The 16,422-nt window shown below is 59.8% G+C and carries 11 protein-coding genes; 7 read left to right on the top strand and 4 right to left on the bottom strand.

Translation table 11 applies throughout. The annotated features are described in order from the left end of the window. Positions 1 to 654: 654 nt before the first annotated feature. Positions 655 to 2,238: a peptide chain release factor 3 gene (locus BK670_RS17775; RefSeq protein ID WP_123451612.1), complete on the bottom strand. Its 1,584-nt coding sequence runs from the start codon at positions 2,236 to 2,238 to the stop codon at positions 655 to 657. 359 nt (positions 2,239 to 2,597) lie between these two features. Between BK670_RS17775 and BK670_RS17770 the strand changes: the two genes are divergently transcribed. From BK670_RS17770 to BK670_RS17745, 5 genes are all read left to right on the top strand, one after another. Then, complete coding sequence (locus tag BK670_RS17770; protein WP_169844036.1) at positions 2,598 to 3,287, top strand: ABC transporter permease; 690 nt, start codon at positions 2,598 to 2,600, stop codon at positions 3,285 to 3,287. 21 nt (positions 3,288 to 3,308) lie between these two features. Next, entirely contained in the window at positions 3,309 to 4,214 is a 906-nt protein-coding gene (locus BK670_RS17765; protein ID WP_123451610.1) for a glycine betaine ABC transporter substrate-binding protein, read from the top strand. Positions 4,215 to 4,226: 12 nt separating this feature from the next. Then, a complete protein-coding gene (locus BK670_RS17760) occupies positions 4,227 to 4,880 on the top strand; it encodes an ABC transporter permease (protein ID WP_064585940.1) in 654 nt (217 codons plus the stop codon). Continuing rightward, the gene (locus BK670_RS17755) at positions 4,877 to 6,034 is read left to right on the top strand and encodes an osmoprotectant ABC transporter ATP-binding protein OsmV (protein ID WP_123451608.1); all 1,158 of its coding nucleotides are present in this window, start codon (positions 4,877 to 4,879) and stop codon (positions 6,032 to 6,034) included. Before BK670_RS17760 ends, BK670_RS17755 begins: the two co-directional genes overlap by 4 nt. Before the next feature lie 636 nt (positions 6,035 to 6,670). Then, positions 6,671 to 7,834, top strand: a complete 1,164-nt coding sequence (locus tag BK670_RS17745; RefSeq protein WP_007915304.1) for a type III PLP-dependent enzyme — start codon at positions 6,671 to 6,673, stop codon at positions 7,832 to 7,834. 180 nt (positions 7,835 to 8,014) lie between these two features. Here BK670_RS17745 and BK670_RS17740 read toward each other — a convergent pair whose 3' ends face one another. Further along, on the bottom strand, positions 8,015 to 8,773 hold the full coding sequence (locus BK670_RS17740; RefSeq protein WP_123451604.1) for a tetratricopeptide repeat protein: 759 nt from the start codon (positions 8,771 to 8,773) through the stop codon (positions 8,015 to 8,017). After that, positions 8,770 to 9,450 carry a Fe2+-dependent dioxygenase gene (locus tag BK670_RS17735; protein WP_123451602.1) on the bottom strand — a complete coding sequence of 227 codons (681 nt, stop codon included), beginning with the start codon at positions 9,448 to 9,450 and terminating at the stop codon, positions 8,770 to 8,772. Before BK670_RS17735 ends, BK670_RS17740 begins: the two co-directional genes overlap by 4 nt. A 207-nt stretch (positions 9,451 to 9,657) precedes the next feature. On the opposite strand from BK670_RS17735, the gene BK670_RS17730 reads away from it, so the two are divergent. Further along, on the top strand, positions 9,658 to 11,973 hold the full coding sequence (locus tag BK670_RS17730; protein ID WP_123451600.1) for a TonB-dependent receptor: 2,316 nt from the start codon (positions 9,658 to 9,660) through the stop codon (positions 11,971 to 11,973). A 235-nt stretch (positions 11,974 to 12,208) separates the two neighbouring features. Further along, complete coding sequence (locus BK670_RS17725; protein ID WP_123452826.1) at positions 12,209 to 14,737, top strand: PepSY domain-containing protein; 2,529 nt, start codon at positions 12,209 to 12,211, stop codon at positions 14,735 to 14,737. Between the two features lie 119 nt (positions 14,738 to 14,856). Here the strand turns inward: BK670_RS17725 and BK670_RS17715 are convergent, their stop codons facing one another. Beyond that, positions 14,857 to 16,398 carry an alkaline phosphatase D family protein gene (locus tag BK670_RS17715; protein WP_123451596.1) on the bottom strand — a complete coding sequence of 514 codons (1,542 nt, stop codon included), beginning with the start codon at positions 16,396 to 16,398 and terminating at the stop codon, positions 14,857 to 14,859. Positions 16,399 to 16,422 lie beyond the last annotated feature (24 nt).

Raw genomic sequence — 16,422 nt, 5'->3', positions numbered from 1 at the left:
TTTGACTTTGCTGCCTTCGGCAGCTCAGTTGTTGAGTGCACTCAACTAGAAAATGGTCGGCTGTAAGGCCGCCATCACTGGCAAGCCAGGCTCCCACAGTGGATTGAGCTCAATCTGCCAGAGGGTGGTCGGCTGTCGGACCGTTATCGCGAGCAGGCTCACTCCGACAATTGGATTGAGTACAACGGCAAGAAACAGGTCGCCTGGCAAGCCGGCTCGCACAGAAAAGCAAAATCAAGATCAAAAGATCGCAGCCTTCGGCAGCTCCTACACAGGATGAGCGTTAGCTCGGCTGCAGCTTTTGATCTGTAAGGCGACGTCGGAAGGCTGAGTGGGGGGATTGATCCGGGCGTGGGAGCGCAGCGACCGTTTGGCGAAGCCAAACACAGCGAGAGGAGGTGCAGCGAAGCAAACCGTAGGCGCTGCGCCCGGATCGATCCCGGAGCGAAGGAACCCCGAGCCCCAGCGAGCGGGCCGTACGTAGGAGCAAGCGTTTTTTGCTTACTTTTTTTGGCGTTTGAAAAAAAGTGAGTCGCCGTAAGGGCGAAACCGTCAGCCGCAACACCCGCAGAAACGGATATCCCCCCAAAACAAAAGCCAAAAAAGCCCCCAAGGCACACACCGAGGGGGCTTTCGAACAAACCAATTCAGCGCTTAGTGATGCTCACGTGTCGCGCGGAATTTCACATCCGGCCAACGCTCTTCCATCAACGCCAGGTTAACCCGCGTCGGCGCAAGGTAAGTCAAGTGACCACCACCATCCAGTGCCAGGTTCTCCACAGCCTTGTTAGAGAATTCCTCAAGCTTCTTCTTGTCGTCACACTCGATCCAGCGCGCGGAGTACACAGTAATCGGCTCATACGAGCACTCAACCTTGTATTCCTCCTTCAAACGGCTCGCGACCACATCAAACTGCAGCACACCCACGGCGCCAAGAATGATGTCGTTGCTGCGCTCCGGGAAGAACACCTGAGTGGCGCCTTCTTCAGCCAGTTGTTGCAGACCCTGACGCAGCTGCTTGGACTTCAGCGGATCACGCAGACGCACACGACGGAACAGCTCCGGCGCAAAGTGCGGAATGCCAGTGAAGCCGAGGACTTCGCCTTCGCTGAAAGTGTCGCCAATCTGAATGGTGCCGTGGTTGTGCAGACCGATAATGTCGCCGGCGTACGCCTCTTCCAGTTGCTCACGCTCGGAGGAGAAGAACGTCAGGGCGTCGCCAATGCGCACGTCCTTGCCGGTGCGCACGTGGCGCATCTTCATGCCTTTCTCGTATTTGCCGGAGCAGATACGCATGAAGGCGATGCGGTCGCGGTGTTTCGGGTCCATGTTCGCCTGGATCTTGAAGATGAAGCCCGAAAACTTCTCTTCCACCGGCTCGACGGTACGCTCATTGGCCACACGGGCCAGCGGACGCGGTGCCCAATCAACAACGGCGTCAAGTACATGGTCAACACCGAAGTTGCCCAAAGCAGTACCGAAGAACACCGGGGTCAACTGACCGTCGAGAAATTCCTGCTGGTTGAACTCGTGGCAGGCGCCCTGCACCAGTTCCAGCTGTTCGATGAAGCGGTCGTACTCGTCGCCCAAGTGCGCGCGCGCCTCGTCGGAGTCGAGTTTTTCGATGATCTTGGTTTCGGTGCGTTCGTGACCGTGACCGGCGGTGTAGACAATGATGTAGTCATCGGCCAGGTGGTACACGCCCTTGAAATCGCGGTAGCAACCGATCGGCCAGGTGATCGGCGCGGCCTTGATCTTCAGAACGGCTTCGATTTCGTCGAGCAGTTCGATCGGGTCACGGATGTCGCGGTCGAGTTTGTTGATGAAGCTGACGATCGGCGTGTCACGCAGACGGCAGACGTCCATCAGCGCAATGGTCCGTGGCTCAACACCTTTACCGCCGTCGAGAACCATCAATGCCGAGTCGACCGCCGTCAGGGTACGGTAGGTGTCTTCGGAGAAGTCTTCGTGGCCCGGGGTGTCGAGCAGGTTGATCATGTGGTCGCGATACGGGAACTGCATGACCGACGTGGTAATGGAAATACCCCGCTGTTTCTCCATCTCCATCCAGTCGGATGTCGCATGGCGATCGGATTTACGGGATTTCACCGTACCGGCCACTGCAATCGCCTTGCCCATCAACAGGAGCTTTTCGGTGATCGTGGTTTTACCGGCATCGGGGTGGGAAATAATGGCGAAAGTGCGGCGTTTCGCGACTTCGGCGGCCTGGTTGGTCATGGGAAATCGCCTGGCGGTGATTCAAAAAAGGGCCGCGATTATAGCCCAACTCGATGCAATAACCGAACCGTTGAGCACATTAAGGGTGGCCAAATGCTGCCGCAGATGGGAACCTTTTAAAGCACGGAGACGTCCATCCCCTGTTACGAATTTTCGTCAGGGGCTGAAAAATCAGCAAGTTAGCCTGACGAGGCTGCGCTCATGGCTCGCTTTCAGACCGCTTTGCCGGTCCTGAAAAACGGCCACTTTTCGCGAACGTTCACTCCCGGCGGCCAAGGCTTGGCATGCCACACGGGACTGCGCTCGCCGACTACAAAAAAAGGAGTCCGCCTGTGGCTATCCGCTATGGCAAAGGGCTGATGGGAGGTGCGGTGGTGATCGCGCTCCTGGCCCTGCTGGTCCACTGGATCGGCATCAACACGATCGAACACTACCGCGACGATTTGTTGTTTTACCTGCAAGCTCATCTGATTCTCGTCCTCGCTTCAATGCTGGCCGCCCTGGTCGTGGGCATCCCCGCCGGCATCTTCCTCAGTCGCCCGACCATGGTCGGCCGCGCTGAACGCTTCATGCAGATCTTCAATATCGGTAACACCGTGCCTCCGCTGGCCGTGCTCGCGATTGCCCTCGGCGTCCTCGGCATCGGCAGTGGCCCGGCGATCTTCGCTTTATTCCTCGCTTCGTTGCTGCCGATTGTGCGCAACACCTACGAAGGCCTGAAAAATGTGCAGGGCTCGCTGAAAGAAGCGGCCGTCGGCATCGGCATGACCCCGCGTCAGGTGCTGTGGAAAGTCGAATTGCCCAACGCCGTGCCGATCATCGTCGGTGGTGTGCGTGTGGCCTTGGCGATCAACGTCGGCACCGCACCGCTGGCGTTCCTGATCGGCGCCAACAGCCTCGGCAGCCTGATCTTCCCTGGCATCGCCCTGAACAATCAGCCGCAACTGCTGCTCGGCGCCGCGTGCACCGCGCTGCTGGCCTTGCTGCTCGATGGCGTCGTCACCCTCGCCAGCCGTCTCTGGCTGGAACGCGGTTTGCGCCCGTCTTAAGGCTTTTGCGAAGGAATGAATATGAAACGATTTAGCTCGTCTTTGGGATTGATAGCAGGCTGCATCCTGCTGTTCGCAGGAATCGCGCAAGCCGCTGAAAAACCAGTGATCCGTCTCGGCGCCCGTGTCTTCACCGAACAGACGCTGCTCGCGGAAATCACCGCGCAATACCTGCGCAGCAAAGGTTATGACGCGCAGATCACCGGTGGTCTGGGCAGTAATCTGGCCCGCAGCGCCCACGAAAGTGGACAACTGGACATGCTCTGGGAATACACCGGCGTGTCGTTGGTGGCCTACAACCATGTCACCGAAAAACTCGACAGCGCCCAGTCCTACGCCCGGGTAAAAGAACTCGACGCGAAAAAAGGCCTGATCTGGCTGACCCCGTCGAAATTCAGCAACACCTACGCCCTCGCGCTGCCGAAAAAGGTCGCTGAGGAATATCCGCAGATCAACAACATCAGCCAGTTGAACGAAGTGCTGCGCGCCGAGGCCAAAACCAATCATCTGGTGGCGCTGGATACCGAGTTCGCCAACCGCTCCGACGGTCTGATCGGCATGGTCGATCTCTACGGCATGAATCTGACCCGCAAGAACATCCGCCAGATGGATGCCGGGCTGGTTTACACGGCATTACGCAACGGTCAGGTGTTTGCCGGTCTGGTCTACACCACCGACGGTCGTCTCAACGCCTTCGGCCTGAAGCTGCTGGAAGACGACAAGCACTACTTCCCCGACTACACCGCCGCGCCGGTGGTGCGTCAGGCGTATCTGGACGCGCACCCGCAACTGGCCGAGCAACTCAAGCCACTGGCTGAACTGTTCGATGACGAAACCATGCGCCAGCTCAACGCGCGGGTCGACGTCGATCACGAAAGCCCGTCGAAAGTCGCCGCCGACTTCCTGCGCCAGCACCCACTCAACTAAGGAGGAAAAGTCATGGAATTTCTGAACGCCTTTTCCCACCTCGACTGGCAGCAGGTGATGCACCTGACCTGGCAGCACATCACTCTGGTCGGCATCGCCGTGACCCTGGCGATTGTCGTTGGCGTGCCGCTGGGCATTCTGATGACGCGGTTTCCGACCCTCGCAGGCCCCTTGCAAGCCAGCGCCACGGTGCTGCTGACCGTGCCGTCGATTGCCCTGTTCGGTTTGCTGCTGCCGTTCTACTCCAAGTTCGGCCAGGGCCTCGGCCCGATGCCGGCGATCACCGCCGTGTTTCTTTATTCACTGCTGCCGATCATGCGTAACACCTACCTCGCCCTGACCGGTGTAGAACCGGGCATCCGTGAAGCCGCACGCGGTATCGGCATGACCTTCGGCCAGCGCCTGCGCATGGTCGAACTGCCGATCGCCGTGCCGGTGATCCTTGCCGGTGTGCGCACCGCCGTGGTGATGAACATCGGCGTGATGACCATCGCCGCGACCATCGGCGCAGGTGGCCTCGGCGTATTGATCCTCGCCTCCATCAGCCGCAGCGACATGTCGATGCTGATTGTCGGCGCGCTGCTGGTCAGTCTTCTGGCGATCTTCGCCGACCTTCTCCTGCAGTGGCTGCAACGTACGCTGACTCCAAAAGGACTCCTCAAATGATCGAACTTCAAAACCTCAGCAAAACTTTCCAAAGCAACGGCAAAGATGTCAAAGCCGTGGATTCGGTAAGCCTGACCGTCAATGAAGGCGAAATCTGTGTGTTCCTCGGGCCATCGGGTTGCGGCAAAAGCACCACGCTGAAAATGATCAACCGCCTGATCAAACCGACCTCGGGCAAGATCCTCATCAACGGCGAAGACACCACCGATCTCGACGAAGTAACCCTGCGCCGCAACATCGGCTATGTGATCCAGCAGATCGGTCTGTTCCCGAACATGACCATCGAAGAGAACATCGTCGTGGTGCCAAAACTGCTCGGCTGGGACAAACAGAAATGCCACAACCGCGCCCGCGAACTGATGAGCATGATCAAGCTAGAGCCCAAGCAGTATCTGCATCGTTATCCGCGTGAATTGTCCGGTGGCCAGCAACAGCGCATCGGTGTGATCCGCGCACTGGCCGCGGACGCACCGTTGTTGCTGATGGACGAACCGTTCGGTGCAGTCGACCCAATCAACCGCGAGATGATCCAGAACGAGTTCTTCGAAATGCAGCGCGCGCTGAACAAGACCGTGATTATGGTAAGCCACGACATCGACGAAGCGATCAAGCTGGGCGACAAGATTGCGATCTTCCGCGCCGGCAAACTGCTGCAGATCGATCACCCGGACACTCTGCTCGCGCACCCGGCGGACGACTTTGTCAGCAACTTCGTCGGCCAGGACAGCACGCTCAAGCGTCTGTTGTTGGTCAAGGCAGAAGACGCGGCGGACAACGCGCCGTCGGTGAGCCCGGAGACGCCAGTGGCCGATGCGCTGGAATTGATGGACGAACATGACCGTCGCTACGTGGTGGTCACCTGTGTCGAGAACAAGGCATTGGGTTATGTGCGTCGTCGCGACCTGCACCGCCAGACCGGCACTTGCGCGCAGTTCCTGCGTGAGTTCAACGCCACCGCCGCCTATGACGAGCATTTGCGCATCCTGCTGTCGCGGATGTACGAGTTCAACCGTGCGTGGCTGCCGGTGATGGATGCCGAGCGGGTGTTCCTTGGTGAAGTCACGCAGGAGTCGATTGCGGCTTATCTGAGCTCGGGACGTTCGCGCGGGATGAAGACCAATATCGTCTCGCCGGCTGAGGCGGTAGTCGCGTAAAACACGAAACCTGTGGGAGCGAGCCTGCTCGCGAAAGCGCAATATCAGTCAACAATGATGTTGGCTGTGAAAATGCCTTCGCGAGCAGGCTCGCTCCCACAGGATCTGCGTGATTTTTTCTTCATTCGCCTAGCGGAAAAGAATCTCAACACCTGCGGACCGGACAGCATGTATGAGACAACCCGCGAAACAACCAAAATCCCCCTCACCCTCTCCTCTCGCGGCCAACGTCGCCGATATTGCCGCCATCACACTTACCCACGACTTAGCCGACAAAAGCCGCGAACGTGCAGGTATTTTTAACACTCGAAAATTCCCGGGGAACATCTGCCCGTCATCTCGGTCGGCTACAAAGAGTGATGAACGCGACGCACGTCAGAAGCGTGCAAAAACGCGACATTTTTAGTTGATCTCGCGCCCCTCACGCCCTAAAGTTCGCGCCGAACGTCCATGCTGGAAACGATCCATCCGGCTCAAGTACTGACGACGAGACAGCAAGGCCAAGGGAAGCTTCACACCCGTGGCCTTTTTGCTTTCGGCGACATGCCTTGGGAAGTAGGCGAACCAAAGTGGGGATACGGAGGACGTTCATTTGCACCCATTGATTAACGACGTTTGCCACTAGGAGTCCCAAGTATGTCGATCCAGGTCGAAGACTATTTCGCGCGCGCTACATTCGACAAAATGAAGGCGTTCGCCGACAAACAGGAAACCCCGTTCGTGGTGATCGACACCGCGATGATCGCCCAGGCCTACGATGACCTGCGCGCCGGTTTCGAATTCGCCAAGGTCTACTACGCGGTCAAGGCCAACCCGGCCGTCGAGATCATCGACCTGCTCAAAGAAAAAGGTTCGAGCTTCGACATCGCCTCGATCTATGAGCTGGACAAGGTGATGGATCGTGGCGTCAGCCCGGACCGCATCAGCTACGGCAACACCATCAAGAAATCCAAGGACATCCGCTACTTCTACGAGAAGGGCGTGCGTCTGTTCTCCACCGACTCCGAAGCCGACCTGCGCAACATCGCCAAGGCTGCCCCGGGTTCGAAAGTCTATGTGCGCATCCTCACCGAAGGCTCGACCACGGCTGACTGGCCACTGTCGCGCAAATTCGGTTGCCAGACCGACATGGCCATGGACCTGCTGATCCTCGCCCGTGATCTGGGCCTGGTGCCGTACGGCATCTCCTTCCACGTTGGTTCGCAGCAGCGCGACATCAGCGTCTGGGACGCAGCGATCGCCAAGGTCAAAGTGATCTTCGAACGCCTGAAAGAAGAAGACGGCATCCACCTGAAGCTGATCAACATGGGCGGTGGCTTCCCGGCCAACTACATCACCCGCACCAACAGCCTGGAAACCTACGCCGAAGAAATCATCCGCTTCCTGAAGGAAGACTTCGGCGATGACCTGCCGGAAATCATTCTCGAGCCGGGCCGTTCGCTGATTGCCAACGCCGGTATTCTGGTCAGCGAAGTGGTACTGGTTGCACGCAAGTCGCGTACTGCCGTCGAGCGTTGGGTGTATACCGATGTGGGCAAGTTCTCCGGCCTGATCGAAACCATGGACGAAGCGATCAAGTTCCCGATCTGGACCGAAAAGAAAGGCGAGATGGAAGAAGTCGTGATCGCCGGCCCGACCTGCGACAGCGCCGACATCATGTACGAGAACTACAAGTACGGTCTGCCGCTGAACCTGGCGATTGGTGATCGTCTGTACTGGCTGTCGACCGGTGCTTACACCACCAGTTACAGCGCGGTTGAGTTCAATGGCTTCCCGCCGCTGAAATCGTTTTACGTGTAAGAGCAGCTGCGAGTTTCAAGCTGCTAGCTGCAAGTGAAAAGCCCATGACGTGTCATGGGCTTTTTTGTATTCGCTGATGCACTTTCCTGTGGGAGCGAGCCTGCTCGCGAAAGCGGTGAATCAGTGCAGGTGTTGGTGACTGACAAGACGCCTTCGCGAGCAGACTCGCTCCCACAGGGGTTATGCGGTGCGGCTTAACTCATCGGCGCGAAGCTGATATCTGGATGCCAAGACCTGAATCTTTGGATCTGTCGCGCCAGCCAGCGCCTGACCTGCGACCCGCAGAAAATTCAGATTGCCGCCCGCCAGGGCTTTCTCAAGCCAATCGACCGCCTCATCAATCCGCCCCTCACCCGCCAACACCGCCGCAAAACTGAACTGCCCGCGAAAATCCCCACCCTCAGCCGAACGCCGATACCAATCACGCGCCGCAGCAGGATCCGCCGGGCACACCTGTCCCTCTTCCAGATACCGCCCCAGCAGATTCATCGATTTCGCATGGCCCACTTCAGCCGCGCGCCGATACAGCGCCAACGCCTGTTGATGATCCACCGCCACACCCCGCCCGGTCGCCAGCAGATTGGCGAGGTTGTACATCGCCCAATCCAGTCCGGCATCCGCTGCAATCCGGTAATGCCGCGCGGCAATCGCCGCATCCGCCGCGCAACCCCAACCATGCTCATGACAACGCCCGAGCATGTTGCGCGCCATCAGATGCCCGCGCCCGGCAGCGATGCCAAACCAGCGCAGCGCCAGCGGTTGATCCTGGGCGATGCCCTGACCATCCAGCAGGATTTGCCCAAGCAACGCCTGCGCTTCAACTTCGCCCTCGCCCGCCGCCAGCAAAATCGCCTGCGCGGCACGGGCCGGGCTTTCTGCAAGCATGACGCTGAGTTGTTCGCCGCTGAGGACTTCCTCGCGACGCAGTTGAAAACTCATACCTCGACCCAGCGCCGCAGCAGGTTGTGATACGTGCCGGTGAGGCGGATCAGCGAAGGGTGATCAGGCAGGTCCTGCGTGAGCTGCTGAATCGCACCGTCCATCTCGAACAGCAACGCACGCTGGCTGTCCTCACGCACCAGGCTTTGCGTCCAGAAAAACGACGCATAGCGCGCGCCACGAGTGACCGCGTTGACCTTGTGCAGGCTGGTGCCGGGGTACAACACCATGTCGCCGGCCGGCAACTTCACCCGTTGCGTGCCGAAGGTGTCCTGGATTTCCAGCTCGCCGCCGTCGTAATCCTCAGGCTCGCTGAAGAACAGCGTCGCCGACAGATCAGTGCGCATCCGCTCGATACTGCCCTTGGGCTGGCGCACAGCATTGTCGATGTGGAAATCGAAACTGCCGCCAGCCGTGTAACAGTTCACTAACGGCGGGAAGACCTTGTGCGGCAGCGCGGCGGACATGAACAGCGGGTTTTTCCACAACCGCTCGAGCATCGCCGCGCCGATTTCCTTGGCCAGCGGATGGCCTTCGGGCAGTTGCAGATTGTGTTTGGCCTTGGCCGATTGAAAGCCCGCGGTGATCTTGCCATCGGCCCAATCGGCCTGCTCCAGCGCCTCGCGGATACGCTGCACTTCGTCTTTCGCGAACAGTCCGGGAATGTGCAGCAGCATGGCGATGTCACCTGATGGCAAAGAGGCGGCAATGGTATTGATTCTTATTGACTGTGTAAAACCCGAGAGACGAATGAACTGGCAAAAACCGTAAGGTTAAATTGTAAAGAATGTAAATTCAGTGCGAATAACAATGTTTCGCAATTGATACGAATACCTGTTTACCCTATATTCCGCCGCCTCAAATCCTTGGGGAGGGGAATAAAAATGGCACGTCAACACGCACAATTACCGGTCAGTTCACCACGCCTGCTCGCCTCTGCAATCGGTGTGGCAATCACCGCCGGCTCCGCTGGTCACATGGTGTTCGCCGCAGAAAAAACCGACAGCAAAGCCACCGGCAACGCCATCGCCCTGGACGCCACCGCGATCACGGGCGAAGCCCAGGACTCGACGTCCTACCAGGTCGAGAAAGCCTCCTCGCCCAAGTACACCGCACCGCTGGTCGACACGCCGCGTTCGGTCACCGTTATTCCGCAACAAGTGCTCAAAGACACCGGCGCTCTGAACATGCAGGACGCGCTGCGCACCGTGCCGGGCATCACCTTCGGCGCCGGTGAAGGCGGGAACCCACAGGGCGATCGCCCGTTCATTCGCGGTTTCGACGCGCAGGGCGACACCTACCTCGACGGCGTGCGCGACACCGGTTCGCAAAGCCGCGAAATCTTCGCCGTGGAAAACATTGAAGTCAGCAAGGGTCCGAACTCCGCCATCGGCGGTCGCGGAGCGGCAGGCGGCAGCATCAACCTGGTGAGCAAGAAGGCGCACCTGGGCAACTCGTTCGACGGCGGTTTCACCTACGGCTCCGACCAGACCCAACGCTACACCCTCGACGGCAACTACCAGTTCAGCGACACCGCCGCTGGCCGTCTGAACCTGATGAGCCACGAGAGCAACTTCGCCGGTCGCGACAAGGTCGATTACGACCGCTGGGGTATCGCCCCGTCCCTGGCGTTTGGCCTGGGCACCGACACCCGCGTCAACCTCGACTACTACCATCTCGAAAGCAACGACACCCCGGACTCCGGCATCCCTTACACCATCCCGACCGGTGGCTCCGCTGCACGCACCAAGTCCAATCCGGACAAGCCATACGCCGGCGGTGACCACAGCAATTTCTACGGTCTGGATCGCGACTTTCGCAAGGGCCGCACCGACACCGCGACCTTCGCCATCGAGCATGACCTGAGCGATTCGCTGACGATCAAGAACACCCTGCGTCACGGCACCAGCATGCAGGATTACATCCTGACCCAACCCGACGACAGCAAGGGCAACGTCAACAATGGCAGCCTCTGGCGTCGGGCGAATACTCGGGTGAGCAACACCGAGACCACCACCAACCAGACTGACCTGTTCGGCAACTTCTACGTCGCCGGCTTCAAGAACAGCTTCTCCACTGGCGTTGAATACACCCGTGAGGAAAGCCAGAAGTCTTCGTACAACGTCAACACCGACACCACGCCGCGCACCAGCGCAGTGACCACTAACTGCAACCCGGGCCTGATCGGCGCAGCCAGTGGCTACAACTGCACCTCGCTGTCAAACCCGAACCCGAACGATCCGTGGAACGGCGCGATTTCGCGCAACTACGCCGGCACCGACACCCAGGCCAACACCTACGCGCTGTATGTGTTCGATACGCTGGAGTTGAACGAGCAGTGGCTGGTGAACATGGGCCTGCGTTACGACCACTTCGACACCGACTACAAAACCTACAACGCCGCTGGCACCACCACGTCCAAGGGCGATGACACCAGCGAGTTCGTCACCGGTCAGTTCGGCGTCGTCTACAAGCCTGCGGAAAACGGCAGCATCTACGCCTCCTATGCCACCTCCGCCACGCCACCGGGCAACACTTTGGGCGAAGGTCAGGAAGGCAACCCGCTGGGCGGCACCCCGGATCGCAGCGGCAACCTGCTGAGCAGCGACATGGAGCCGGAAACCACCAAGAACTATGAAATCGGCACCAAGTGGGATCTGCTCAACGATCGCCTGTCACTGACCGCTGACGTCTTCCGCACCGAGAAAGAAAACGCTCGTGTGCAAATCGACACCTCGTCGTACGAAAACGCCGGCAAGACCCGCGTGCAAGGCGTCGAGTTGTCGGCCAGCGGCAAGATCTCCGACAAGTGGCAAGTGTTCGCCGGTTACGCCTTCATGGACAGCGAACAAGTCGACGGCGGTCCGATGGGCAGGGCCAACGATGGCAACGAACTGCCTAACACGCCGAAAAACAGCGCCAGCCTGTGGACCACTTACCAAGTCACGCCGAAGCTGACCATAGGTGGCGGTGCGTTCTACGTCGACGACGTGTACGGCAGCGTGGCCAACACCACCATGGTCGATTCCTATGTTCGCTACGACGCGATGGCCGCGTACAAGCTGACCAAAAACGTCGACCTGCAACTCAACGTGCAGAACCTGACCAACGAAACCTACTACGACAAAGCCTTCTCGACCCACTTCGCCAACCAGGCGGCGGGCCGTACGGCACTGTTGAGCACCAACTTCCACTTCTAAACAACGCTGTAAATGTGGGAGCTAGCCTGCTAGCGAAAGCGGTGTATCAGTCAACATCCATGTCACTGACAGATCGCATTCGCTAGCAGGCTAGCTCCCACAGGAGATCTGCTAACCAGATCCGGCCCCGTTCATTCAATTGAACGGGGCTTTTGTGCGTAAGAAAGAACGCTTCTCGATAACCCACGGCATAATGCGCGCCGTGAAGACAATTTCCGAACGGACGGCGAGTGACGTGTTGAAGAAAACCCTGTTCCAGTTGCACTGGTTTTTTGGCATCACCGCAGGCCTGGTGCTGGCGTTGATGGGCATCACCGGCGCGGCCTATTCGTTTCAGGACGAAATCCTGCGGGCGCTGAATCCGTCCGTCCTGCAAGTGGAAAAGCAGGTGGCCGGCGTGCTGCCGCCCGTCGAACTGGTGGAACGCATCGAAGCCACCTCGGGGAAAAAAGTCTCGATGCTCTGGGTCGAAACCGACAGCGGCAACGCGGCCAAGGTGTTCTTCACCCCGCCCAAAGGCGAGCGTCGTGGCGAGATGCGCTACTTCGACCCGTACACCGCCGAGTTCATGGGCGACGCGGTCGGCCAGGATTTCTTCGGCCTGATGCTGCAACTGCACCGCTTCCTCGCCATGGGCGACACCGGGCGCAACATCACTGGCGCCTGCACCCTGATCCTGCTGTTCTTCTGCCTCTCCGGTCTGTACCTGCGCTGGCCGCGTCAGTGGCACAGCTGGCGCGTATGGCTGACCCTGGACTGGAAGAAAAAGGGCCGCGCCTTCAACTGGGATTTGCACTCGGTGGCCGGCACCTGGTGTTTGCTGGTCTATCTGCTGCTAGCGCTGACCGGGTTGTCGTGGTCTTACGAGTGGTACAACAAAGGCCTGACCCAATTGCTCTCCGACGCACCGCAAAACGAGCGCGTGCGCGGTGGTCGCGGCCCGGCGCCGGAAGGCCCGGCGCCGACTGCCGACTACGCAGCAATGTGGAGCAGCATCTACAGCGCTGCCGGCCCGGGTCTGGCCACCTACAACATTCGTATGCCGGCCGTCGCAGGCCAACCGGCGACCGTGTTCTATCTGCTCGACAGCTCGCCGCATGATCGCGCGCTGAACCAGATCACCCTCGACCCGGCCACCGGCATCGTCAAACGTGTCGACCGTTACGCCGACAAGAGCTTCAAGGCGCAACTGCTGACCAGCATTTATGCGCTGCACGTCGGCAGCTATTTCGGTCTGGTCGGGCGGATCATCATCACCGTCGCGGCGGTGTGCATGCCGCTGTTTTTCATCACCGGCTGGCTGCTGTACCTCGATCGTCGGCGCAAGAAAAAGCAGATCAAGGATGCGCGCCAAGGCCTCGCACAACCGGGCGGCGATGCCTCGGCATGGCTGATCGGTTTCGCCAGCCAAAGCGGGGTTGCCGAGCAACTGGCGTGGCAGACCGCCGGGCAATTGCAGGCCGCCGGACTGCCGGTGAAAGTGCAGCCGCTGGCGAATGTCAGCGAACAGGATCTGCGTGAATCGAACAACGCACTGTTTGTGGTCAGCACGTTTGGCGACGGCGAAGCGCCGGACAGCGCGCGTGGGTTCGAACGAAAAGTGTTGGGCAAGGCGGCAACGCTCGACAGCCTGAATTACTCGATACTCGGTCTCGGCGATCGTCAATATCAGCACTTCTGTGGTTTCGCCAAGCGCTTGCACCAATGGTTGGCGGAGCACGGCGGCAAGACGCTGTTCGCGCCGGTGGAGGTCGACAGCGGCGATCCCTACGCCCTGCGCCACTGGCAGACTCAATTGGGCCTGCTCACCGGGCAAGCCCCCGTTGATACCTGGCAAGCGCCGAGTTACGACAACTGGACGCTGCTGCGCCGCGAGCTGATGAACCCGGACAGCAAAGGCGCACCGGTTTATCTATTGGGCCTGAGCGCACCGAACACCAGCAGTTGGCTGGCCGGTGACCTGGTCGAAATACTGCCGCGCAACTGCCCGTGGGCCATCGAACACTTCCTCGACGGCCTCGGTATTCGTGGCGAGACCACCGTGAAAATCAACGGCCTCGACGAGCCGCTGGACGTCGCGCTGGCCTCGCGCCAATTGCCCGAGCACCGCGCGCATCTGGTCGGTCTGCATGCGCAATCGCTGGTCGATGCGATGGTGCCGCTGGCCATGCGCGAATACTCGATCGCCTCGATTGCCGCCGACGGCGTCCTGGAGTTGATCGTGCGTCAGGAACAGCATGCCGATGGCACCCTTGGCATCGGTTCCGGCTGGCTGACTGAGCACGCGCCTTTGGGCGGCAGCATCAGTTTGCGCGTGCGCCGCAACAGCGGCTTCCACCTGCCGAACGAACCCGTGCCGATGATTCTGCTGGGCAACGGCACCGGTCTGGCCGGGTTGCGCAGCTTGCTCAAGGCGCGGATTGCCGACGGTCAACAGCGCCAGTGGTTGCTGTTTGGCGAGCGCAATCGGGAACACGATTTCCTCTGCCGCGCGGAGCTGGAAGAGTGGTTGATCAATGGCGATCTGGAGCGGCTGGACCTGGCGTTCTCGCGGGATCAGGCCGAGAAGATTTACGTCCAGGATCGCTTGCGCGAGTCGGCGGACGAGTTGAAGAAATGGCTGGCGGACGGTGCGGTGATTTACATCTGCGGCAGCCTGCAAGGGATGGCCTCAGGTGTTGATCAGACGCTCAACGACATCCTCGGCAGCGCCGAAGTCGAACGCCTGATCGAACAGGGCCGCTATCGCCGCGACGTTTACTGACCCGACACCATCCCCTTGTGGGAGCGAGCCTGCTCGCGAAGGCGATTTAACATTCAACAATTGTGTTGGCTGTAAGTCCGCTTTCGCGAGCAGGCTCGCTCCCACAGGGGATGCGGTGTTCAGGCCGGCTGCAACTTCTGCTCAAAAACCGCCACCCCATTCAAATCCCGCAACACCACACTCATCTCCCCGCTCTGCCCTTCAATATTCACCTCGCCAAAAAACTGAAACCCGGCAAACGGCGAAGTGTTCTGCGCCGGTGGCGCCTTCTCGAACACCACCTCCGGGCCAAAGGTTTTATCCAGCGGATTGGGTCCGAAACTCCCGGCATTCAACGGCCCGGCGACAAACTCCCAGAACGGTTCGAAATCCTGAAACGCCGCGCGATCGGGGTGATAGTGATGCGCCGCGCAGTAATGCACATCCGCCGTCAGGAAGACAAAATTGCGTACCTGCTGCGCACGCAGATAACCGAGCAATTCGGCGATTTCCACCTCGCGGCCCTGCGCCGGTCCCGGGTCACCGTTAGCTACCGCTTCCCAACGCGCGACACCCGGGCTGACCTCACCATCCGGCACGCCCAGACCAATCGGCATGTCGGCGGCGATGACCTTCCATTGCGCTTTCGACTTCTTCAAACCGCGTTTGAGCCAATCCAGTTGCTCACGTCCCAGAAACGGTTTCGCCGCGCCGAGGTTGTCGTCATTGGCGCCGCGATAACTGCGCATGTCGAGCACGAACACATCGAGCATCGGCCCGTAGTTGATCTTGCGATAAATCCGCCCGCCGCCGTCGGCGGCCTGCAAACGCATCGGGGAATATTCCAGCCACGCCTGACGCGCGCGGCCAACCAGGGTGTGGATATCTTTCTCCTGATAACGCTCGTCGAGCTGCTTGCCCGGCGACCAGTTGTTGACCACTTCATGGTCGTCCCACTGCCAGATCTGCGGCACTTCGGCGTTAAAGCGGCGGATGTTTTCGTCCATCAGGTTATAGCGGTAGTTGCCGCGATAGTCGGCGAGGGTCTGCGCGACTTTGCTCTTGGCTTCGGTGGTGATGTTGCGCCAGATGCGACCGTTTTCGGTGGTGAGCTGCGCGGGTACGGGGCCGTCGGCGTAGATAGTGTCGCCGCTGTGGATAAAGAAGTCCGGCAGGCGCAGGCGCATGGACTCGTAGATGCGCATGCCGCCGATGTCCGGGTTGATGCCGAAGCCCTGGCCGACGGTGTCACCGCTCCAGACAAAACGAATATTGCGCCGCGCCAGCGGAGCGCTGCGCAGATGACCGAGCCACGGCTCACTGGCGACACCGGTTTGCGCGTCCTTGAAATACACCCGATAGAAAATCGCCTGATCGGCCGGCAGCCCGGTGAGTTCAACCCGGGCGGTGAAATCCGTGCGCGCATCGGCCAGCGCCGAGAACACCCGGCGCGGGTGGCGAAACTGGCTGCGGGTGTCCCACTCGACCACCATTCGCGCCGGGCGATCGCTGCGGCTCCAGATCATCGCGCGGTCGCCTTGCAGGTCGCCGGACTGCACGCCATCGGTCAGTTGCGGACGGTCCTTGACCGACGCGATCACCGCCGGCGCCAGACCCGGCATCAGCAGACCGGCACCGATACCTTGCACGACACGCCGGCGACCGGGGTTGAAATCGCTCATGGTGTTCTCCCTGAAAAAAGGAAA

It is taken from the genome of Pseudomonas fluorescens (assembly GCF_003732425.1).
Taxonomy (GTDB): domain Bacteria; phylum Pseudomonadota; class Gammaproteobacteria; order Pseudomonadales; family Pseudomonadaceae; genus Aquipseudomonas; species Aquipseudomonas fluorescens_BE.
The sequence above is the reverse complement of the archived record's forward strand: the minus strand, read 5'-3'. Positions and strand labels throughout refer to the sequence as shown.

What these genes read in the sequence shown, in the direction of transcription:
- BK670_RS17775 (WP_123451612.1), bottom strand. Translation starts at nt 2,238, where the DNA reads ATGACCAACCAGGCCGCCGAAGTCGCGAAACGCCGCACTTTCGCCATT.
- BK670_RS17770 (WP_169844036.1), top strand. Translation starts at nt 2,598, where the DNA reads ATGGGAGGTGCGGTGGTGATCGCGCTCCTGGCCCTGCTGGTCCACTGG.
- BK670_RS17765 (WP_123451610.1), top strand. Translation starts at nt 3,309, where the DNA reads ATGAAACGATTTAGCTCGTCTTTGGGATTGATAGCAGGCTGCATCCTG.
- BK670_RS17760 (WP_064585940.1), top strand. Translation starts at nt 4,227, where the DNA reads ATGGAATTTCTGAACGCCTTTTCCCACCTCGACTGGCAGCAGGTGATG.
- BK670_RS17755 (WP_123451608.1), top strand. Translation starts at nt 4,877, where the DNA reads ATGATCGAACTTCAAAACCTCAGCAAAACTTTCCAAAGCAACGGCAAA.
- BK670_RS17745 (WP_007915304.1), top strand. Translation starts at nt 6,671, where the DNA reads ATGTCGATCCAGGTCGAAGACTATTTCGCGCGCGCTACATTCGACAAA.
- BK670_RS17740 (WP_123451604.1), bottom strand. Translation starts at nt 8,773, where the DNA reads ATGAGTTTTCAACTGCGTCGCGAGGAAGTCCTCAGCGGCGAACAACTC.
- BK670_RS17735 (WP_123451602.1), bottom strand. Translation starts at nt 9,450, where the DNA reads ATGCTGCTGCACATTCCCGGACTGTTCGCGAAAGACGAAGTGCAGCGT.
- BK670_RS17730 (WP_123451600.1), top strand. Translation starts at nt 9,658, where the DNA reads ATGGCACGTCAACACGCACAATTACCGGTCAGTTCACCACGCCTGCTC.
- BK670_RS17715 (WP_123451596.1), bottom strand. Translation starts at nt 16,398, where the DNA reads ATGAGCGATTTCAACCCCGGTCGCCGGCGTGTCGTGCAAGGTATCGGT.